At 66.8% G+C, this 19,354-nt stretch carries 19 protein-coding genes; 16 read left to right on the top strand and 3 right to left on the bottom strand.

Annotated features, from left to right (window positions below; translation table 11 throughout):
• The 15 genes from nuoG (at nucleotide 1) to ACLF3G_RS18955 (ending at nucleotide 16,650) form a co-directional block, all read left to right on the top strand.
• Nucleotides 1-2,040, top strand: coding sequence for an NADH-quinone oxidoreductase subunit NuoG (gene nuoG, locus ACLF3G_RS19025; protein ID WP_430670977.1), 2,040 nt, complete (start codon nucleotides 1-3; stop codon nucleotides 2,038-2,040).
• Between the two features lie 5 nt (nucleotides 2,041-2,045).
• Entirely contained in the window at nucleotides 2,046-3,053 is a 1,008-nt protein-coding gene (gene nuoH, locus ACLF3G_RS19020) for an NADH-quinone oxidoreductase subunit NuoH (protein ID WP_430670976.1), read from the top strand.
• A 3-nt stretch (nucleotides 3,054-3,056) separates the two neighbouring features.
• Nucleotides 3,057-3,545, top strand: coding sequence for an NADH-quinone oxidoreductase subunit NuoI (gene nuoI, locus ACLF3G_RS19015; RefSeq protein ID WP_430670975.1), 489 nt, complete (start codon nucleotides 3,057-3,059; stop codon nucleotides 3,543-3,545).
• An 11-nt stretch (nucleotides 3,546-3,556) separates the two neighbouring features.
• Nucleotides 3,557-4,237, top strand: a complete 681-nt coding sequence (locus ACLF3G_RS19010; RefSeq protein WP_430670974.1) for an NADH-quinone oxidoreductase subunit J — start codon at nucleotides 3,557-3,559, stop codon at nucleotides 4,235-4,237.
• Nucleotides 4,237-4,548, top strand: a complete 312-nt coding sequence (gene nuoK, locus ACLF3G_RS19005; RefSeq protein ID WP_430670973.1) for an NADH-quinone oxidoreductase subunit NuoK — start codon at nucleotides 4,237-4,239, stop codon at nucleotides 4,546-4,548. The genes ACLF3G_RS19010 and nuoK overlap by 1 nt, the downstream gene beginning before the upstream one ends.
• A 4-nt stretch (nucleotides 4,549-4,552) precedes the next feature.
• Nucleotides 4,553-6,472, top strand: a complete 1,920-nt coding sequence (nuoL, locus tag ACLF3G_RS19000) for an NADH-quinone oxidoreductase subunit L (RefSeq protein ID WP_430670972.1) — start codon at nucleotides 4,553-4,555, stop codon at nucleotides 6,470-6,472.
• A complete protein-coding gene (locus ACLF3G_RS18995) occupies nucleotides 6,469-7,980 on the top strand; it encodes an NADH-quinone oxidoreductase subunit M (protein ID WP_430670971.1) in 1,512 nt (503 codons plus the stop codon). The genes nuoL and ACLF3G_RS18995 overlap by 4 nt, the downstream gene beginning before the upstream one ends.
• A 5-nt stretch (nucleotides 7,981-7,985) precedes the next feature.
• Nucleotides 7,986-9,401 carry an NADH-quinone oxidoreductase subunit NuoN gene (gene nuoN, locus ACLF3G_RS18990; RefSeq protein WP_430670970.1) on the top strand — a complete coding sequence of 472 codons (1,416 nt, stop codon included), beginning with the start codon at nucleotides 7,986-7,988 and terminating at the stop codon, nucleotides 9,399-9,401.
• The gene (locus ACLF3G_RS18985; RefSeq protein WP_430670969.1) at nucleotides 9,398-10,120 is read left to right on the top strand and encodes a biotin--[acetyl-CoA-carboxylase] ligase; all 723 of its coding nucleotides are present in this window, start codon (nucleotides 9,398-9,400) and stop codon (nucleotides 10,118-10,120) included. The genes nuoN and ACLF3G_RS18985 overlap by 4 nt, the downstream gene beginning before the upstream one ends.
• Before the next feature lie 4 nt (nucleotides 10,121-10,124).
• Nucleotides 10,125-10,940, top strand: a complete 816-nt coding sequence (locus tag ACLF3G_RS18980; protein ID WP_430670968.1) for a type III pantothenate kinase — start codon at nucleotides 10,125-10,127, stop codon at nucleotides 10,938-10,940.
• A gap of 102 nt (nucleotides 10,941-11,042) precedes the next feature.
• Nucleotides 11,043-12,680 carry a ribonuclease J gene (locus ACLF3G_RS18975; protein WP_430670967.1) on the top strand — a complete coding sequence of 546 codons (1,638 nt, stop codon included), beginning with the start codon at nucleotides 11,043-11,045 and terminating at the stop codon, nucleotides 12,678-12,680.
• Between the two features lie 4 nt (nucleotides 12,681-12,684).
• Entirely contained in the window at nucleotides 12,685-12,984 is a 300-nt protein-coding gene (locus tag ACLF3G_RS18970) for a DUF1467 family protein (protein WP_430670966.1), read from the top strand.
• Between the two features lie 430 nt (nucleotides 12,985-13,414).
• Nucleotides 13,415-14,719, top strand: a complete 1,305-nt coding sequence (proS, locus tag ACLF3G_RS18965; RefSeq protein WP_430670965.1) for a proline--tRNA ligase — start codon at nucleotides 13,415-13,417, stop codon at nucleotides 14,717-14,719.
• Between the two features lie 4 nt (nucleotides 14,720-14,723).
• On the top strand, nucleotides 14,724-15,974 hold the full coding sequence (locus tag ACLF3G_RS18960; protein WP_430670964.1) for a lipoprotein-releasing ABC transporter permease subunit: 1,251 nt from the start codon (nucleotides 14,724-14,726) through the stop codon (nucleotides 15,972-15,974).
• Nucleotides 15,967-16,650 (top strand): ABC transporter ATP-binding protein, encoded by a 684-nt coding sequence (locus ACLF3G_RS18955; RefSeq protein WP_430670963.1) that lies wholly within the window; start codon nucleotides 15,967-15,969, stop codon nucleotides 16,648-16,650. The genes ACLF3G_RS18960 and ACLF3G_RS18955 overlap by 8 nt, the downstream gene beginning before the upstream one ends.
• Nucleotides 16,651-16,657: 7 nt before the next feature.
• Here the strand turns inward: ACLF3G_RS18955 and ACLF3G_RS18950 are convergent, their stop codons facing one another.
• Genes ACLF3G_RS18950 through ACLF3G_RS18940 form a run of 3 tightly spaced genes read right to left on the bottom strand, consistent with a single transcriptional unit; the run spans nucleotide 16,658 to nucleotide 18,410 of the window.
• Nucleotides 16,658-17,131, bottom strand: coding sequence for a nucleoside deaminase (locus ACLF3G_RS18950; RefSeq protein WP_430670962.1), 474 nt, complete (start codon nucleotides 17,129-17,131; stop codon nucleotides 16,658-16,660).
• Entirely contained in the window at nucleotides 17,131-17,766 is a 636-nt protein-coding gene (locus ACLF3G_RS18945) for a class I SAM-dependent methyltransferase (RefSeq protein WP_430670961.1), read from the bottom strand. Before ACLF3G_RS18945 ends, ACLF3G_RS18950 begins: the two co-directional genes overlap by 1 nt.
• A 2-nt stretch (nucleotides 17,767-17,768) precedes the next feature.
• Nucleotides 17,769-18,410, bottom strand: a complete 642-nt coding sequence (locus ACLF3G_RS18940) for a hypothetical protein (protein ID WP_430670960.1) — start codon at nucleotides 18,408-18,410, stop codon at nucleotides 17,769-17,771.
• 71 nt (nucleotides 18,411-18,481) lie between these two features.
• Here ACLF3G_RS18940 and ACLF3G_RS18935 point away from each other — a divergent pair, with 71 nt between their 5' ends.
• Entirely contained in the window at nucleotides 18,482-19,354 is an 873-nt protein-coding gene (locus ACLF3G_RS18935) for a hypothetical protein (RefSeq protein ID WP_430670959.1), read from the top strand.

Here is a 19,354-nt window from a genome sequence, read left to right as displayed (position 1 = left end):
ATGGCGAAGGTCACGGTCGACGGGATCGAGGTCGAGGTCCCGAACGGGGCCACGGTGCTGCAGGCCTGCGAGGCGGCCGGCAAGGAAATCCCGCGCTTCTGCTACCACGAGCGCCTGAGCGTCGCCGGCAATTGCCGGATGTGCCTGGTGGAAGTGGAGAAGGCGCCGAAGCCCGTCGCCTCCTGCGCCTATCCGGTCGCGGATGGCATGGTGGTGAAGACGGACAGCCCCGTCGTGCGAAACGCGCGGCGTGGCGTCATGGAATTTCTGCTGATCAACCACCCGCTCGATTGCCCGATCTGCGACCAAGGCGGCGAGTGCGACCTGCAGGACCAGGCTGTCGCCTACGGCATGGACCACAGCCGCTATCGCGAAGCCAAGCGGTCCGTGAAGGACAAGTATGTCGGGCCGCTGATCAAGACGATCATGACCCGCTGCATCCACTGCACGCGCTGCGTCCGCTTCGCCGCGGAAGTGGCCGGCGTGCCGGAGATGGGTGCGACGGGTCGTGGCGAATCGATGGAAGTCGGGACCTATGTCGAGAAGGCGCTGACCAGCGAGCTGTCCGGCAACCTGATCGACATCTGCCCGGTCGGCGCACTGACCTCGCGCCCCTACGCCTTCGTCTCGCGGCCCTGGGAGTTGCGGAAGACGGAGGGGATCGACGTGTTGGACGCGACCGGCACCAACATCCGCATCGATACGCGCGGGCCGGAAGTGCTGCGCATCATCCCGCGCATCAATGACGAGGTGAACGAGGAGTGGATGGCCGACCGCGGCCGCTTCTCCTTCGACGGGCTTAAGCGCAAGCGGCTTGATCGGCCATGGCTTCGCGTCGAGGGGCGTCTGAAGGCGGCAAGCTGGGAGGAGGCCTTCGCGGCGATCGCAGGGAAGCTGCGTGACATGTCGGGAGACCGGATCGGCGCCATCGCTGGCGACCTGGTCGATGGCGAGAGCCTGTTCGCGCTGAAAGCGCTGATGGCGAAGCTGGGTTCGACAAACCTGGACTGCCGCCAGGATGGTGCGGCGCTCGATACGACGCGGCCGGATTTCTACCGCTTCAACACGACGATCGCGGGCATTGAGGAAGCGGATGCGCTGCTGATCATCGGCAGCAATCCGCGGACCGAAGCCCCCGTCATCAACGCGCGCATCCGCAAGCGCTGGGCCGCGGGGCGCTTCCCGGTCGGGCGCATTGGGCCGGCGGGGCTGGACCTGACCTATGGTCATGAGCATCTGGGTGAGGGGCCGGAGGCGATCCGCGCACTGCTGGATGGCTCCCACCCGTTCATGGACACGCTGCGCGGCGCGAAGAAGCCGATGGTGCTGCTCGGGCGTGGCGCGCTCGCGCGGGCTGATGGCCTGGCGGTGCTGGCCGCGGCCTGGGCTGTGGCGAAGGCGGCAGATGCGCTGCGATCCGATTGGCACGGCTTCAACCTGCTGCACCTGTTCGGCGGGCAGGTGGGCGCGCTGGACCTCGGCTTCCTGCCGGGCGCCGGTGGCAGGGATCTCGGCCAGATGCTGGGCGGTGGCGTCGACGCGCTCTGGCTGCTCGGCGCGGATGGGCTGGACCCGGGGGCGATCCCGCCGGCTACCTTCGTCATCTACCAGGGCCATCATGGTGACCGTATCGCGGGCCGTGCCGATGTGATCCTGCCGGGCGCCGCCTATACCGAGAAGGACGGCACCTGGCTGAATACCGAGGGTCGCGTTCAGCGCGGCCACCTGGCGGTGTATCCGCCGGGTGAGGCTCGCGAGGATTGGCGCATCATCCGAGCCGCAAGCGCTGCATTGGGCGTGACCCTGCCCTTCGACACCTTGCCGCAGCTGCGGGATGCGATGCCGCTGCGAGAGGCCTTCGAACGGCCGTTCTGCGCAGACGCTGCCGGTCCGGCGGGTGATGCCGGCGCGATGGATGACACGCCGTTCGTCCTCCCGCTGGTGAACTACCACCAGGCGGACGTGATCTCGCGCGCCTCGGACGTGATGGCGGAATGTGCGGCGACCTACGGCGCGTCTGTGCCGGTCGCGGCGGAGTAGCAGGAATGGATGCTTTCCTCGCCACGCCGGTCGGCGTGCTGGCGCTGACGGTCGCGCAGGCGATGGCGCTGCTGGTGCCGTTGCTGCTGGGCGTCGCCTACCTCACCTGGGCGGAACGCAAGGTGCTGGCCGCGATGCAGATGCGGAAGGGGCCGAATGTCGTCGGCCCGTTCGGCATGCTCCAGCCCTTCGCCGATGCCATCAAGATGCTGATGAAGGAGACCATCATACCTTCCGGCGCATCGCGCGCGTTGTTCATCATGGCACCGATGATCACCTTCATGCTGGCGATGCTGGCCTGGGCGGTGATTCCGGTAAACGATGGCTGGGCGATTGCCGATATCAATGTGGGCATCCTGTACCTGTTTGCGATCTCGTCTCTCGGCGTCTACGGAATCATCATCGCGGGCTGGGCGTCGAACTCGAAATACGCCTTCCTCGGCGCGCTGCGCAGCGCGGCGCAGATGGTCAGCTACGAAGTCTCGATGGGCTTCGTCATCGTCACGGTGCTGCTGTGCGTGGGGTCGCTGAACCTGTCGGCCATCGTGCGGGCGCAGGAGGGAATGTGGTTCATCTTCCCGCTGTTCCCGATGTTCGTCATCATGTTCATCAGTGCGCTCGCCGAGACCAACCGTGCGCCATTCGACCTTCCGGAAGGCGAAAGCGAGCTGGTGGCGGGGTTCTTCGTCGAATACTCCTCGATGTCCTTCGCGTTGTTCTTCCTCGGCGAATACGCGAACATGATCCTGATGAGCGCGCTCATCACCATTCTGTTCCTCGGTGGCTGGTACGGGCCGTTCGGGCTGCTGCCGGCGCTCGGGCCGCTGTGGTTCGTGCTGAAGATCTGCTTCTGCCTGTTCGTCTTCGTCTGGGTCCGCGCGACCTTTCCCCGCTATCGCTACGACCAGTTGATGCGGCTGGGCTGGAAGGTGTTCCTGCCGTTCAGCCTGGTGTGGCTGGTGCTGACCGCCGCGGTGCTGAAGATCTTCGGCCTGCTGCCGGTAGGAGTCTGACCCATGGCAACCCTGGACCGCGTCGCACGCAGCCTGCTGCTGACTGAGCTGGTCGGCGGCATGGCGCTGACGCTAAAGCAGTTCTTCAGCCGCAAGGCGACGATCAACTACCCGTATGAGAAGACGCCGCTGTCGCCGCGCTTCAAGGGCGAGCACGGGCTGCGTCGCTACCCGAACGGGGAGGAGCGCTGCATCGCCTGCAAGCTGTGCGAGGCCGTGTGCCCGGCGCTGGCCATCACCATCGAGGCCGAGCCGCGCGAGGACGGGTCCCGTCGCACTACGCGGTACGATATCGACATGACGAAGTGCATCTACTGCGGCATGTGCGAGGAAGCCTGCCCGGTGGATGCGATCGTCGAGGGGCCGAACCTGGAATTTGCCACCGAGACGCGGTCTGAGCTGCTGTATGACAAGGCGCGGCTGCTGGACAACGGCGATCGGTGGGAAGCCGTCCTGGCCAAGCGCCTCGAACTCGACGCGCCGTATCGCTGAAAGACGGGACGATGATCGCCGCCCTAGCCTTCTATGTCTTCGCCGCCGTGCTGATCGCCAGCGCGGTCATGGTGGTGACCAGCCGCAACCCTGTTCATTCCGTGCTGTTCCTGATCCTGGCCTTCTTCAACGCGGCCGCCCTGTTCCTGATCGCGGGGGCTGAGTTCCTGGCGATGATCCTGGTCATTGTCTATGTCGGCGCGGTGGCGGTGCTGTTCCTGTTCGTCGTGATGATGCTGGACGTGGACTTTTCCGCGATCCGGGAAGGATTCCAGCGCTACGCGCCGATCGGCGCCGTGGTCGGCGCGATCTTGTTCCTGGAGCTGATCTTCGTCTTCGGGTCCTGGACTTTCGCAAGCGACGCGACGGCGTTGCGACTCAATCCGACGCCGGTCGGCGTGGACAACACGCGGGCGATCGGGCGCATCCTCTATACGGACTTCGTCTGGCTGTTCCAGCTTTCCGGGCTGATCCTGTTGGTGGCGATGATCGGCGCTATCGTGCTGACACTGCGTGGCAAGCCGGTTTCCAAGCGGCAGGACATCTCGAAGCAGGTTTCGCGCGCAGGCAGCGTGCAATTGCGACAGGTGCGAAGCGGAGCGGGTCTCGGCGAGATTGGTATCGAGCGACCGCCGGTTGATGCGCCCAAGCCTGCCAAGCAAGTCGAACATCACGGCGGGGGGCACCACTGATGCTGGCCATCGGCCTCGCGCACTACCTCACGGTCGGTGCCATCCTGTTCGTGCTGGGCATCCTCGGCATCTTCCTGAACCGCAAGAACATCATCGTCATCCTGATGTCGGTCGAACTCATCCTGCTGTCGGTGAACCTGAACCTGGTCGCCTTCTCGGCGCAGCTGGGCGACCTGACCGGCCAGATCTTCGCGATGTTCATCCTGACGGTCGCGGCGGCGGAGGCGGCTATCGGGCTCGCCATCGTCGTCATTCACTTCCGCAACCGCGGCACGATCGAGGTGGACGACGTGTCCACGCTGAGGGGCTGAACCGATGTTTGTGGGCGCGATTTTCTTCCCACTGCTCGGGGCCTGCATCGCCGGGTTCCTCGGGCGCTGGATCGGCGACCGGGCGGCGCAGTGGGCCACCGTGTTCTGCATGGCGCTGGCGGCGGGCTGCGGCATCGCCGCCTTCATCCAGGTGGCGCTGGCCAGCAACCCCGGCGTGGCGCCGCTGTTCACCTTCATCGATGTCGGCGGCTTCGAGGTTTCCTGGGCGCTGCGCTACGACACGCTGAGCGTGGTGATGGTGGCGATGGTCACCTTCATCTCGACGCTGATCCACCTGTATTCCGTGGGCTACATGTCGCATGACGCGACAATCCCGCGCTTCTTCGCCTACCTCAGCCTGTTCACCTTCATGATGCTGATGCTGGTGACGGCGGACAACCTGGTGCAGCTGTTCTTCGGCTGGGAAGGCGTCGGTCTCGCGAGCTATCTGCTGATCGGCTACTGGTACGAGAAGGACAGCGCAAACAAAGCGGCGATGAAGGCCTTCATCGTCAACCGCGTCGGCGACCTGTTCTTCATGCTCGGCCTGGCGCTGACCTTCTGGACCTTCCAGTCCGTCGAGTTCGATACGATCTTCGCCGCCAGCGAGCGGGTGCGGGACGCGACCTTCCTTGGCCTGCCGTCGCTGGAGGTGATCGCGCTGCTGCTGTTCCTCGGCGCCTGCGGCAAGTCGGCGCAGATCGGGCTGCACACCTGGCTGCCGGATGCGATGGAGGGGCCGACGCCGGTCTCGGCGCTGATCCATGCGGCGACGATGGTGACGGCGGGCGTGTTCCTGATGGTGCGCATGTCGCCGGTGCTGGAATACGCGCCGGTAACGCTGACCATCATCACCATCGTCGGCGCCACCACGGCGATCTTCGCAGCGACGATCGGCTGCGTGCAGAACGACATCAAGCGCATCATCGCCTATTCGACCTGCTCGCAGCTTGGCTACATGTTCTTCGCGGTGGGTGTCGGCGCGTACCAGGCTGCGATGTTCCATCTGTTCACGCACGCCTTCTTCAAGGCGCTGCTGTTCCTCGGCGCCGGCAGCGTGATCCATGCGATGTCGGACGAACAGGATATCCGGCGCATGGGCGGCATCTGGCGCAAGATCCCGATGACCTATGGCCTGATGTGGATCGGCTCGCTGGCGCTGGCCGGCGTGCCGTATTTCGCCGGCTACTACTCGAAGGACATGGTGCTGGAGGTGGCCTACGCCGCGCATAGCAACGCCGGCATGTACGCCTTCGCGATGGGCCTGCTCGCCGCCTTCCTGACGGCCTTCTATTCCTGGCGCCTGATCATCCTAACCTTCCACGGCAAGCCGCGTGCTGACCACCACACCATGGAGCACGTGCATGAAAGCCCGTGGACCATGATGGTGCCGCTCCTGCTGCTCGGCGTCGGGGCGGTGATGGCAGGCTACGAGTTCTACGGGTTGTTCGTAGGCGAGCATCAGGCGCATTTCTGGAACGGCTCGATCTTTACCGCCGCCACCAACCATGTGCTGGAACACGCGCACCACGTGCCGGAATGGGTGCCGCTGGCACCGACCGTAGTGGGCGTGGCGGGCATCGCGCTGGCCTATGTGATGTACATGTTCGTGCCCAGCCTGCCGGGTAAGCTGGCCGCCAGCTTCGCCGGCGTGCACCGCTTCCTGCTGAACAAGTGGTACTTCGACGAGCTGTACGACGCGATCTTCGTCCGTCCGGCCCTGTATCTCGCGCGCGCATTGTGGAAGACCGGCGATGGCCGCCTGATCGACGGCATGCCGAACGGTGCGGCTGCCATGGCGGTCGGTGTCGCTGGCGGTGCGGTGCGGCTGCAGTCAGGGCGTGTCGCCAGCTATGCCTTCACCATGATCATCGGGTTGGTGCTGTTCGTGAGCCTTCTTCTGGTTGGAATGCCCTCCCGATGAATGCCGCCGGGTTTCCCCTGCTGAGCCTCGTCACCTTCCTGCCGCTGGTCGGCGCGCTGATCATCATGACGGTGCGGGGTGAGGAGGCGGTGGTCGCCCGCAACGCGCGTTGGACAGCGCTTTGGGCCAGCCTGATCACGCTGGCGCTGTCGCTGCTGCTGTGGGGCGGCTTCGACCAGACCACGGCCGAGTTCCAATTCGTCGAGCGCGCGCAGTGGCTGCCGGAATTCGGCGTCGGCTACCACATGGGCGTCGATGGCATCTCGGTGCTGTTCATCCTGCTGTCGACCATCCTGACGCCGCTCTGCATCCTCGCGTCGTGGGAGAGCGTGCAGACCCGGGTGCGCGAGTACATGGTCGCGTTCCTGGTGCTCGAGTCCATGATGATCGGCATGTTCGCCGCTCTGGACTTCGTGCTGTTCTACATCTTCTTCGAGGCCGTGCTGATCCCGATGTTCCTCATCATCGGCATCTGGGGCGGCCAGCGCCGGGTGTATGCCGCGCTGAAGTTCTTCCTCTATACGCTGGCGGGCAGCCTGCTGATGCTGCTGGCGATCCTGGCGATCTGGTACCAGGCCGGCACCACCGACATCCCGGCGCTGATGCAGCAGACCTTCTCGCCGCAGATGCAGTTCTGGCTGTTCCTGGCCTTCTTCGCGTCCTTCGCCGTGAAGGTGCCGATGTGGCCGGTGCACACTTGGCTGCCGGATGCGCATGTGGAGGCGCCGACCGCCGGGTCCGTCATCCTGGCGGGCGTGCTGCTGAAGATGGGCGCCTATGGCTTCCTGCGCTTCTCGCTGCCGCTGCTGCCGCAGGCCTCCGCCGACTTCGCGCCGCTGATCTTCGCGCTGTCGGTCATCGCGGTGATCTACACCAGCCTGGTGGCGCTGGCGCAGGAGGACATGAAGAAGCTGATTGCCTATTCGTCCATCGCGCATATGGGCATCGTGACGCTCGGCATCTTCACCTTCACGGCGCAGGGGCTGTCCGGCGCCCTGTTCACCATGCTGAGCCATGGCGTCGTCTCCGGCGCCTTGTTCCTCTGCGTCGGGGTGCTGTACGACCGGGTGCATTCGCGCGAGATCGCGCGGTATGGCGGCGTCGCGAAGGTGATGCCGGCCTATGCGCTGGTCTTCATGGTGTTCACCATGGCGAGCGTCGCGCTGCCGGGGCTCGCCGGCTTCCCGGGCGAACTGCTGGTGATCGTCGGAGCCTTCCGGGTGAACCCGTGGGTCGCACTCGGCGCCGCGATGGGCATGATCCTGGGCGCGGCCTATGCGCTGTACCTGTATCGCCGCGTAATCTTCGGGAAGATCGTGCGGGATGACCTGAAGGCGCTGCTCGACCTCAGCCCGAGGGAGTACGCGACCTTCGCGCCGCTGATCCTGCTGACGATCTGGATGGGGGTCTACCCCTCCTCCTTCCTGAACTTCTTCGAAGCGACCGTGGCCGCGCTGTTGGCGCGCCATGAAGCGGCACTGGGCGCCGCACGACTGGCCGGGATGTGAGCGCGATGAACTGGGAACTGGCCACGCCGGAAATAGTCCTCGGCGTCCTCGGGCTGCTGGTGCTGGTGGGGGGCGTGATCCCGAAGCGGGAGACGTTCTTCCCTGTCTCCATGGCAGTGATTGGCGGCCTCGTGCTGACGGCGGTTCTGGTGATGGGGCAGGGGGATGGCACCGCCTTCCTCGGGCAATACGTCTCCGATGCCTTCAGCCGCTTCGCCAAGGTACTGATCCTGCTCGGTGCCGCGGGTGGCCTGGTGCTGGCGCTCGATTTCAACATGAAGGCCGGCATCGGGCGCTTTGAGTACGCCGTGCTCATGCTGTTCGCGACCGTCGGCATGATGGTGATGGTGTCCGCCAACGACCTGATGTCGCTGTATATCGGGCTCGAGCTGCTGTCCCTGTCGCTCTATGTCATCGCGGCCTTCGACCGTGACAATCCGCGCAGTGCGGAAGCGGGCCTCAAGTACTTCGTGCTTGGCGCGCTGGCTTCCGGCCTGCTGCTGTACGGCTCCTCGCTGATCTATGGCTTCTCGGGCAGCACCAATTTTGACCAGGTCGCGGATGCCTTGGTGGGCGGGCAGGCCGGGATGGGCCTGGTCGTCGGACTGGTCTTCGTGCTGGCCGGGCTGTGCTTCAAGATCTCGGCCGTGCCGTTCCACATGTGGACGCCCGACGTGTATGAAGGCGCGCCGACGCCAGTGACCGCCTTCTTCGCCACGGCGCCGAAGGTGGCCGCCATCGCCCTGCTGATGCGCGTGCTCGCCGGACCGTTCCAGGACCTGGCGGGGCAGTGGCAGCAGGTGATCTGGGTGGCCTCGGTGGGCTCCATGCTGCTGGGTGCCTTCGCCGCAATCGGGCAGCGCAACATCAAGCGGCTGATGGCCTACTCATCCATCGGCCATGTCGGCTACGCGCTGATGGGCCTCGCGGTCGCCAGCGATGTCGGGCTGCGCGGCGTGCTGGTGTACATGGCGATCTACATGGTGACCTCCATCGGCACCTTCGCCGTGCTGGTGGCGATGCGCCGCCGCGGCCGGGCGCTGGAGCAGGTGGACGACCTGGCGGGCCTCGGCCGCACGGATCCGGCGATGGCCATGTGGATGGCGGTGTTCATGTTCTCCATGGCCGGAATCCCGCCGCTCGCCGGCTTCTTCGGCAAGCTCTACGTGTTCCTGGCGGCGGTGCAGGGCGGCTACTGGGTGCTGGCCGCGGTCGGCATCGGTACCAGCGTCGTCGCCACCTACTACTACCTGCGCATCGTCAAGGTGATGTACTTCGACGCGGGTGAGGAGGCGCTGGACGCGCGCCCGGCTGGCCTCACGGTGGTGATGGCCGGCACGGGCATCCTGACGGTGCTGTTCTTCCTGTTCCCGGCACCGATCATCGCGCTCGCGCAGGCGGCGGTGGCTTCGTTGCTGTGACCGCCATTCCGCCTGGTTGGCGGCTGCGGGTGCATGAAAGCCTGATCTCGACCAGTGACCTTTTGCTGCGCCTCGCCGCGGCCGGGGAGCCGGAGGGGCTGGCGGTGCTGGCGCGGCGGCAGACCGGCGGGCGTGGGCGGGACGGAAGGCGCTGGGAAAGCCCGGCGGGAAACATGTACCTCTCGGTCCTGCTGCGCCCGGCTGGGCCGGCGCGAGAGGCGGGGCGGTGGTCCCTGCTGGGCGCGGTGGCGCTGGCGGATGCGCTGGCGGGCTTCGCCCCGGATCCTGGCGCCATCACGCTGAAGTGGCCGAATGACGTGCTTCTGGGCGAGGCCAAGCTCGCCGGGCTGATCTGCGAAAGCGCCTCGGATGCCGAGGGGCGGATGGACTGGCTGGTGATCGGCCTCGGCGCCAACCTCGCCGTGGCGCCGGCGCTGGAGGATCGGGCGACCACCTGCCTCGGCGCCGTGCCGCCGGAGGATGTGGCGGTGGCCCTGCTGGCGGCGCTGGATCGCTGGCGGCGCGCCTGGCTGGTCGAGGGGTTCGGTGCGATCCGCGCGGCCTGGATGGCGCGTGGGCCGAAGCTGGACCAGCATCTGGCGATTCGCGGCGGCATCGCCGGACGCTACGCCGGCCTGGCCGAGGATGGCAGCCTGCTGCTCGCAACGGGCGGCCGGGTGCACGCCATTGCCAGCGGCGAGATCGCAGGGACGGGTTGAGACAATGCTGCTGGCGGTGGATGCGGGCAATACCAACGTCGTCTTCGCCGTGCATGACGGTCGCGAGTGGCGCGGGCGCTGGCGCATCCGCACCGATGCGGAGCGGACCTCCGACGAATACGCGGTGTGGCTGCTGGCGCTGTTGCAGCACTGCGGGTTGAGGGCCACGGACATCAAGCGCTGCGTCATCGGCACGGTGGTACCTGCCGCGCTGTACAACCTGCGTCGACTGTCCCGCGAATGGTTCGACTGCGAGCCACTGATCGCGCGCGCCAACCTCGACTGGGGCTTCGACATCCGCGTCGACGCACCGCACGAGGTGGGCGCGGACCGCCTGCTGAACGCACTGGCGGCGCATCAACGCTACGGCGGGCCGCTGATCGTCATTGATTTCGGCACCGCGACCACCTTTGACGTGGTCGGCCTCGATGGCGCCTATCTCGGCGGCGTCATCGCGCCAGGCATCAACCTGTCGATCGAGGCGCTGCACCGGGCCGCGGCGCGGCTGCCGCGCATCGGCATCGGCCGGCCGCAGGCCGTGGTGGGACGGAATACGGTGGCGGCGATGCAGTCCGGCATCTATTGGGGCTATGTCGGGTTGATCGAAGGTATCGTCGCCCGGATCCGGGCGGAGCAGGAGGAACATCCGGTCGGCAATCTGAAGGTGATCGCGACCGGCGGGCTGGCGCCTCTGTTCGCCGAAGGCACCACCGTGATCGAAACGACCGACCAGGATACGACTTTGGACGGGTTGCGCCTGTTGGCGAGCCGCAACCCCGCCCCCATCTTTACTCGTACCGCGCGACGCGACGACCCCTGACGCGACCCCTGGCGCCCATGATGGCGACGGGGCGGCGCAGCAGGCGAGACGACGCGAAGCGCCACGAGATCGAACACGCTACACAAGACTGGAACAAAAAGAATGACTGGTGACCTCGCCTTCATCCCGCTCGGCGGGACGGGGGAAATTGGACTCAACTTCAACGTCTACCGCTGCGATGGCGCACTGCTGGCGGTGGATTGCGGCCTCGGTTTCGGGGGATCGGAGCACCCGGAAGTCGACGTCATGGTGCCGGACCCGGCTTGGCTGGCGGAGCGGCGCGACAAGCTGGTGGGGCTGGTGATCACCCACGCGCATGAGGACCATGTCGGCGCGGTGGCGCACCTTTGGCCGAAGCTGCGCTGCCCGATCTATGCCGGACCGTTCACGGCCAGCGTGCTGCGCCGGAAACTCGGCGAGGCGGGGCTGCTGCAGCAGGCGGAGATCATCACCATCCCGCTCGGCGGCCGCTGGAACCTTGCGCCGTTCGACCTCGAATTCCTGCGCGTCGCGCACTCCATCGTGGAGCCGCAGGCACTGGCGATCCGCACGAAGCACGGCACCATCCTGCACACCGGCGACTGGAAGCTGGACCCCAACCCGCTGATCGGCCCGCCGACGGACGAGGCCGCCTTCGGGCGCCTGGGCGACGAGGGCGTGCTGGCCATGGTCTGCGACAGCACCAACGCCATGGTCGAGGGCCATTCCGGCAGCGAGGCCGAGGTTCGGCGCAACCTGGCGGCGTTGATCAAGGGCCTGAAGGGCCGCATCGCCGTTTCCTGCTTCTCCACCAATCTGGCGCGCATCGAATCCATCACCCTGGCGGCACGCGCCGCGGGGCGGGAGGTGGCGCTCTTCGGCCGGTCGCTCCGCAATGCCGACGCCTCGGCGCGGGAATGCGGCTACCTCCGCAGCCTGCCGCCCTTCCTGACCGAGGACGAGGCAAACGACGTCTCCGACGACCGGCTGCTGGTCATCTGCACCGGCAGCCAGGGTGAGCCGCGCAGCGCGCTCACCAAGATCGCGGCCGACACCCACCCGCACATCTCGATGGGGGAGGGCGACACCGTGATCTATTCCTCCCGCATGATCCCGGGCAACGAGCGCGCCATCCTGCGGGTGCAGGACGAGCTTTCGCGCGCCGGCGTGCGGGTGATGACGGCGGAGGACCACATGGTCCATGTCTCCGGCCATCCGGCGCGGGACGAGCTGAAGCGGCTGTACCAGCTGGTGCGGCCGAAATACGCGGTGCCGGTGCACGGCGAATGGCGCCACATGAACGAGCACGCAAACCTCGCCGAGAGCCTGGGCGCCATCGCCCATGTCATCGAGGATGGCGACGTGCTGCGCCTCGCTCCCGGCAAGGTCGATGTGGTGGAGAGCGTGCCCGTCGGGCGCCTTGCCATCGATGGCGACCGCCTGCTGCGGCTGGACGGCGACGTGCTGGCGGCACGCAAGAAGATGCTGCTGAACGGCGTCATCGTGGCGTCGTTCGTGGTGGACGGGTCCGGCAAGGTCCTGGGCCGGCCGCAGATCTCGGCACCTGGTCTGTTCGAGGAAACCGGCGAGGAATCCGGCCAGATCGCCGCCGACCTGGCACGTGCGGTCACGGAGATGCCGGGCAACTTGAAGCGCGAGGACGGACTGCTGCGCGAAGCCGCGCGGACCGCGGTGCGCAAGGCTGTGGGGCGGCGCATGCGCAAGCGGCCCTCCATCGAGGTGCATTTGATGCGGGTTTGAGGCGATGAGCCTGCTCGCTGGGATCTTCGTCTACCTGCTGATCTGGTGGACGGCGCTGTTCATCGTGCTGCCCATCGGCACGCGACCGGTGGATGCGGCGGCGGAGGATGGCGGCTGGCGCGGTGCGCCGGAGCGCCCGCTGATCCTGCGCAAGGTGGTGGGGACGACGGTGCTGGCCGCGATTCTCTGGCTCGGGGTCTTCGCCGTGGTCGAAAGCGGCTGGGTCAGCTTCCGGGAAGGCTGGTGGGCCTATACCGGCCCGGGCAGTTCCGCGGTGCTGCCGGGACGTCCTGCACAAAATTAAGGCGGCAAACCCGCCTCCCCGCGGGTGCCGCCTCTTTAACTGGCAACTCAGTTTTGGAAGCCTGTTTTTTGGCTTCCGGTGGCGGCGTTTATTGTTGTGCCGCCTTGGTGCTGGGGCCAATCTTGGTTCCAGAGGGAGGTTGATCCTCCTTCTGCCGTGTGACTGGCGTTTCCTCCCTAAACTCGGGCTGCACCCTAGCGGGTGCGGCCCGTCTTTTTTGGACCCAGTCCGAACCTGTTGCAAGTCATTTCTTAAGGTCCGAAGCGCTTTTCCGCTCTTTCCTTACCTGAATGACAGGGACGGCGTATTTTTGTTGCTGCGGTGCAGCACCCGCTTCCGAGGCCGACATCCAGGGCGGGCAGCATGACTGGCGCCGCGCCATGGCGGGCACTAGGTTGCGCTGCCCCACCGTCCTTTTAGGAGCCGCGTCTTGCGCCTCTCCCGTGCGTTCCTGCCCACCCTGAAGGAAACCCCGGCCGAGGCGACCATTGCCTCGCACCGGCTCATGCTACGCGCCGGCCTGGTGCGGCAGACCTCGGCGGGCATCTATGCCTGGCTGCCGCTCGGCTGGCGGGTGCTGCAGAAGATCGAGCAGGTGGTGCGGGAGGAGCAGGACCGCGCCGGTGCGCAGGAAATCCTGATGCCGACGATCCAGTCGGCCGACCTCTGGCGCCAGTCCGGTCGCTACGACGCTTATGGGCCGGAAATGCTGCGCCTGAAGGATCGGCATGAACGGGACATGCTGTTCGGCCCGACCAACGAGGAAATGGTCACCGACATCTTCCGCGGCTACGCGAAGAGCTACCGGGACCTTCCCCGGAATCTCTATCATATCCAGTGGAAGTTCCGGGACGAAGTCAGGCCGCGCTTCGGTGTGATGCGGGGGCGCGAATTCCTGATGAAGGATGCCTATTCCTTCGACCTGACGAAGGAAGGCGCGCAGCACAGCTACCGCCAGATGTTCCTGGCCTATCTCCGCACCTTCGCCCGCATGGGCCTGAAGGCGGTGCCGATGCGCGCCGATACCGGGCCGATCGGCGGCGACCTGTCACACGAGTTCATCATCCTGGCCGACACCGGCGAATCGCAGGTCTTCGTCAGCCAGGACCTGCTCGACATGGATGCCCTGGCCGGCGCGCCGGACTTTGCCGGCGACCTTGAACCGGCCGTGAAGGCCTGGACCAGCCACTACGCCGCCACCGAGGAAATGCACGACCCGGTTGCCTGGGAGCAGGTGCCGGAAGCCAAGCGCGTCTCGGCGCGGGGCATCGAGGTGGGGCACATCTTCTACTTCGGCACCAAGTATTCGGCGACGATGGGGCTCTCGGTGCAGGGCGCCGATGGCAAGCCGGTGGTGCCGGAGATGGGCAGCTATGGCATCGGCGTCTCCCGCCTGGTCGGCGCCACCATCGAGGCGAATCACGACGAGGCCGGCATCAAGTGGCCGGATGCGGTGGCGCCGTTCAAGGCGGTGGTGATCAACCTGAAGCAGGGCGACGCGGCCTGCGACGCGCTGTCCGAGCGCATGTACGCCGCGATTCCGGAGGCGCTATACGACGACCGCACCGAACGCGCCGGCCCGAAATTCGCCGATGCCGACCTGATGGGGCATCCCTGGCAGATCGTCATCGGCCCGCGTGGCGTGGCGGCCGGCGTGGTGGAGTTGAAGCGGCGCGCGACGGGGGAGAAGCAGGAAGTCTCGCCCGAGGATGCGCTCGCGAAGATTCTCGGCTGAACGCATGTTCAACGCCTTCGAACGCGCCATCGCCTTCCGCTATCTGCGCGCCCGCAAGGGGGAGCGCTTCGTCTCGGTCATCGCGATCTTCTCCCTGGTCGGCATAGCGCTCGGTGTCGCCACGCTGATCATCGTGATGTCGGTGATGAACGGCTTCCGGATCGAGTTGCTGGGCCGCATCCTCGGCCTGAACGGGCACCTTGGCGTGCACGGGATCGAGCGGCCGCTGAGCGACTACGACGCGATCGCCGGGCGCATCCGGGCGCTGCCGGGCGTGGTGTCGGCTACGCCCATCGTCGAAGGGCAGGTCTTGCTGACCAGTGAGCAGGGCGGCGCCTCGGGCGGGCTTGCGCGGGGGGTCCGGCCGGAAGACCTGCGCGCGCGGGGGCTGGTAGCCCAGAACATCATGGCCGGGTCGCTGGAGCGGTTCGAGGGCGAGGACGCCATCATCATCGGCACGCGCCTGGCGCAGCGCCTGCGGATCACGGTGGGAGACAAGCTGACGCTGGTCTCGCCGCAGGGGCGCACCACGGTGTTCGGCACGGTGCCGCGGGTGCGCGCCTATTCCGTGGTGGCGTTGTTCGAAGTGGGCATGCAGGAATACGACAGCAGCTTCGTCTTCCTGCCGATGTCGGCGGCGCAGGTGTTCTTCCAGACCGGCGACGCGGCGAGCCAGATCGAGGTCTTCGTGCAGGACCCCACAGGCGTCCGCGCCGTGACCCGGGCGATCCGCGCGGAGCTCGGCGACAGGCCCGTGCGGATCGTCGATTGGCAGGACGCGAACTCCAGCTTCTTCGCGGCGGTGCAGGTGGAACGCAACGTGATGTTCCTGATCCTGACGCTGATCATCGTCGTGGCGGCGTTCAACATCGTCAGCTCCCTCATCATGCTGGTGAAGGACAAGGGGCGGGATATCGCGGTGCTACGGACTGTGGGCGCCACCAGCGGGTCCATCCTGCGCATCTTCCTGTTGTGCGGCGCCAGCGTCGGCGTGCTCGGCACGCTGATCGGCTTCACCGTAGGGCTGTTGTTCTGCCTGAATATCGAGTCCATCCGCCAGGCGATCCAGGCGCTGTCGGGCACCGAGTTGTTCAACGCCGAGGTCTATTTCCTGACGCGGCTGCCGGCCGTGGTCGACCCGAAGGAGGTCATGCAGGTGGTCGGCATGGGCCTCGGCCTGTCGCTGCTGGCCACGATCTATCCAAGCTGGCGCGCGGCCAAGACCGACCCGGTGGTGGCGCTGCGCAATGAGTAACGCCGCGCCGCTGGAACTGCGCGCCGTGGTGCGGAAGTTCCGCACCGAGGCGGGCGAGCTTGCCGTGCTGACCGGCGCGGACCTGACCCTGGTGGCCGGCGAGATCGTGGCGCTGGTGGCCCCCTCCGGCACCGGAAAATCCACACTGCTGCACTTGGCGGGGCTGCTGGAGCGCCCGGATGGTGGGGAGGTCTTCTTCGCCGGCAAACCGGTGGGTACGCTGGGCGACGATGCGCGCACCGCGATCCGCCGCGGCGGTATCGGCTTCGTCTACCAGTTCCACCATCTGCTGCCGGAATTCTCCGCCATCGAGAATATCGCGCTGCCGCAGATGGCCGCGGGCGTGGCGAAGACGGATGCCGAGGCGCGGGCGCGGTCGCTGCTGGCCGATTTCGGGCTCCAGGGGCGGGAGCAGCACCGGCCAGGCAAGCTCTCGGGCGGCGAGCAGCAGCGCGTTGCCATCGCCCGTGCCCTGGCCAACAAGCCGCGCGTGCTGCTGGCGGACGAGCCGACCGGCAACCTTGATGTCGCCACCGCCGATCGCGTCTTCGCGGAACTGCTGGAGGCGGTGCGCGGGCAGGGGATGGCGGCGCTGATCGCGACGCACAACCCGGACCTGGCGCGCCGCATGGACCGGGTGGTGACGCTGAGGGATGGCCGCGTGGTCGCGGACTGATGCGCGGCTACCAAAAGCCGCGATGCGGCGCCTCGGCCTCGTCCTCCAGCAGCGGGCCAACCACGTCAATGCGGCGCTGCCCGGCGGCGAAGACCTGGCGGCAGGGCAGGTCCAGCGTCAGGTTCTCGGGGTGTGGGCCGATCAGCGCCTTCAGGCGGTGCTCGGACAGGCCGTAGACGACGCGGCCGATGCCGGCCCAGTAGATCGCGCCGGCGCACATGGCGCAGGGCTCCGCGCTGCTGACGAGCGTCGCGGCGACACGAATTCCCGGCGAAAATTCGACGCAGGCGCGGGTGGCGATTAACCGCTCCGCATGGCCGGTTCCGTCGCCATGCGGGTGAAACCCGTTGCCCTGTTCCAGCAGCACCTTGCCGTCCTGGTCCACCAGCAGCGCGGCGAAGGGATGCTGCCCCGCGGCGCGGCTTCCGGCGGCAAGCGCGATGGCGCGGCGCAGCAGGCGGTCCGTTGTGTCGGGCGACATCAGGCCTTGCGCCGGAAGATCGCGCAGCGCTGGGCGAACAGCACGCTTTCCAGCAGATTGGGGGCATCCCGCAGGAACGGGTCGTCCGGCTCCGGTGGCGTCATCGCGTTGGAGGCGATCACGCGTTCGGCAACGCGCAGCGCAAAGGCCGCACCGGTCTCGCCACCCTCGCCGCGGTATTTCGGCGCCCAGCGGCCGTAGCTCGTGTGCAAATCCTCAAGGATGTAGCAGCCGCCGGGCCGCACCAGTGCCAGAAGGCTGCGCAGGCTTGCGATCTGATGCGCCCAGATGTGGGATCCATCGTCGATCACCACGTCGAAGGGCCCATGCGGCGCCACGACCTTCCGCAGCCCCTCCGGGTCGGACTGATCCGCCAGCAGGACCTGGGTCCGGTCGCCGGCATGGGCGAGGGCGGACGAATCCCGGTCCACGCCAAGGATTCGTCCCTGCGGGAAATACTCCTGCCACATCCGCAGGCTCGATCCGCCGAATACCCCGATCTCGAGCAGGGTCACGGGCTGGGCCCGGATGGCCGACAGTTCCCGGTCATAGATCGGCAGGTAGCCGTGGTTGCGGCTCGACTTGTCCGTCCCGTGCCGGATGCCGATCGCATCCAGGGTGTCCTGTCGCGCCATCTTCAGCGCCCATCCATGCGCTGGCGCTTCTCGACGATGATGAAGTGCAGGTCCTTCAGATGCGCGGCGGGGGTGAAAGGGAAGGTGCCGATTACTTCCCGCACCCCGAACTGCGCGCCGCCGATCCGGTTGAGCAGCGCCACCAGTTCGTCCCGCTCCGCGCCGAAGGGGTCGAGTTCCGTCACCGCCTTCGGGGCGTTCTGGTCGGTATGCTCAAGCAGCATCACACCGCCGACCCGCAGGCACGAAGCCCAGGCGGCGAAGCATTTCTCCGGGTCGTAGCTGTGATCGTAGGAATTACTATAAATGAAATCCACGGATTCCAGCCATTCCGGCTTTGTTTCGTGGAAGTCCCACTGGATGGTATGGGGGAAATCCTTGGCTGTCGGGCTGATCTCGGTGCCGATCACCTTGATGCCCAGCTGTTCGCGCATCCACACCTGTTCGTAGCCGCGACGGGTGCCGTGGCACAGGCCGAAGCGCAGCGGGTCGATGTGGTCACGCAGCCAGTTGGACAGGAAGCCGATGGTCTGCCGGTGCACCCAATGGGCATGCAGCTTGCGGCGGTTGCCGGCCTCCTGCACCGACCTGTACTTCTCGTAGTCGAATTTACCGTCCGGGGTGAGATAGGTATGCAGTTTCATCAGGCGGGCCTCGGCGGATGCAAGTTGATGATACGGACCTTCCCCGGGGCAGGCCAGGGGAAGCCTGCAGCGTGACACCCATCCTCAGCCAGCAACTGGCTGGCGGCCTCGGCAACTGCATGTTCGAGCATCTGCTGGCGCGCGCCATCCTGCGCCGCATCCCGGAGATGCAGCTGACGGGCAAGAGCCTGCTGCAATGGGGCATCCACCTTCCGAGCCTGCCGCTGCCCGCCCGCCATGTGAAGGTTGCCGGCAACCGGGTGGAGTTGGAGCGCCTGGCCTACCTGGTGCGCAGCGGCCTGGTGCAGGGGATCGAGACGACGGCGCTCGGGATGCGCATGGAATACCTGGGCGAGGTCGCGGCGGCACGCCAGGTGTTCCGTTCGCCGTCGACGCAGCCGCTGCGCTTTCCGGAAGGCAGCCTTGTGATCAGCGTGCGGGGCGCCGAGATCCTCGGTGGGGTGCACAAGGACTACCGGCCGGTGCCCATCGCGCTGTATCGCCGCCTGGTGGCGGAAACTGGCCTGTCGCCTGTCTTCCTCGGCCAGCTTGGCGAGGATGCCTATTCCCAGGCGCTGCGGGCGCAGTTCCCGGCCGCGACCTTCGTGCCGAGCCAGGGCCCGATGGAGGACTTCGCGGCGCTGCGCGCGGCCCGGCACCTGGTTGCATCCGTCAGCACCTTCTCCTGGCTGGCCTGCTGGCTGTCCGAGGCGGAGACAATCCACCTGCCGATCCTCGGCATGTACCATCCGCGCCGGCGTGCCGATATCGACCTGCTGCCGCTGACCGACCCGCGCTACCGCTTCCACCTGCTGCCGCACGATGTCTGGACCGGCAGCGCGGCGGAGATGGCGGCGGTGCTGGAAGGGACCGAATCCGGCATGCCGATCGGGCCCGACGCCCTGCTGCCGCTGGCGCAGCCTTCGGTGGCGGTTGCGGCCTGA

Origin of the sequence: Falsiroseomonas sp. HC035, from assembly GCF_050563525.1 — a bacterium.
Classification (GTDB): domain Bacteria; phylum Pseudomonadota; class Alphaproteobacteria; order Acetobacterales; family Acetobacteraceae; genus Falsiroseomonas.
The sequence above is the reverse complement of the archived record's forward strand: the minus strand, read 5'-3'. Positions and strand labels throughout refer to the sequence as shown.

Excerpts from the sequence above, each read along its gene's own strand:
- nuoG (WP_430670977.1), top strand. The coding sequence starts at position 1 with ATGGCGAAGGTCACGGTCGACGGGATCGAGGTCGAGGTCCCGAACGGG.
- ACLF3G_RS19010 (WP_430670974.1), top strand. The coding sequence starts at position 3,557 with ATGATCGCCGCCCTAGCCTTCTATGTCTTCGCCGCCGTGCTGATCGCC.
- ACLF3G_RS18950 (WP_430670962.1), bottom strand. The coding sequence starts at position 17,131 with ATGTCGCCCGACACAACGGACCGCCTGCTGCGCCGCGCCATCGCGCTT.
- ACLF3G_RS18995 (WP_430670971.1), top strand. The coding sequence starts at position 6,469 with ATGAATGCCGCCGGGTTTCCCCTGCTGAGCCTCGTCACCTTCCTGCCG.
- nuoK (WP_430670973.1), top strand. The coding sequence starts at position 4,237 with ATGCTGGCCATCGGCCTCGCGCACTACCTCACGGTCGGTGCCATCCTG.
- nuoL (WP_430670972.1), top strand. The coding sequence starts at position 4,553 with ATGTTTGTGGGCGCGATTTTCTTCCCACTGCTCGGGGCCTGCATCGCC.
- nuoH (WP_430670976.1), top strand. The coding sequence starts at position 2,046 with ATGGATGCTTTCCTCGCCACGCCGGTCGGCGTGCTGGCGCTGACGGTC.
- nuoI (WP_430670975.1), top strand. The coding sequence starts at position 3,057 with ATGGCAACCCTGGACCGCGTCGCACGCAGCCTGCTGCTGACTGAGCTG.
- nuoN (WP_430670970.1), top strand. The coding sequence starts at position 7,986 with ATGAACTGGGAACTGGCCACGCCGGAAATAGTCCTCGGCGTCCTCGGG.
- ACLF3G_RS18970 (WP_430670966.1), top strand. The coding sequence starts at position 12,685 with ATGAGCCTGCTCGCTGGGATCTTCGTCTACCTGCTGATCTGGTGGACG.
- ACLF3G_RS18960 (WP_430670964.1), top strand. The coding sequence starts at position 14,724 with ATGTTCAACGCCTTCGAACGCGCCATCGCCTTCCGCTATCTGCGCGCC.
- ACLF3G_RS18945 (WP_430670961.1), bottom strand. The coding sequence starts at position 17,766 with ATGGCGCGACAGGACACCCTGGATGCGATCGGCATCCGGCACGGGACG.
- ACLF3G_RS18940 (WP_430670960.1), bottom strand. The coding sequence starts at position 18,410 with ATGAAACTGCATACCTATCTCACCCCGGACGGTAAATTCGACTACGAG.
- ACLF3G_RS18955 (WP_430670963.1), top strand. The coding sequence starts at position 15,967 with ATGAGTAACGCCGCGCCGCTGGAACTGCGCGCCGTGGTGCGGAAGTTC.
- ACLF3G_RS18980 (WP_430670968.1), top strand. The coding sequence starts at position 10,125 with ATGCTGCTGGCGGTGGATGCGGGCAATACCAACGTCGTCTTCGCCGTG.
- ACLF3G_RS18975 (WP_430670967.1), top strand. The coding sequence starts at position 11,043 with ATGACTGGTGACCTCGCCTTCATCCCGCTCGGCGGGACGGGGGAAATT.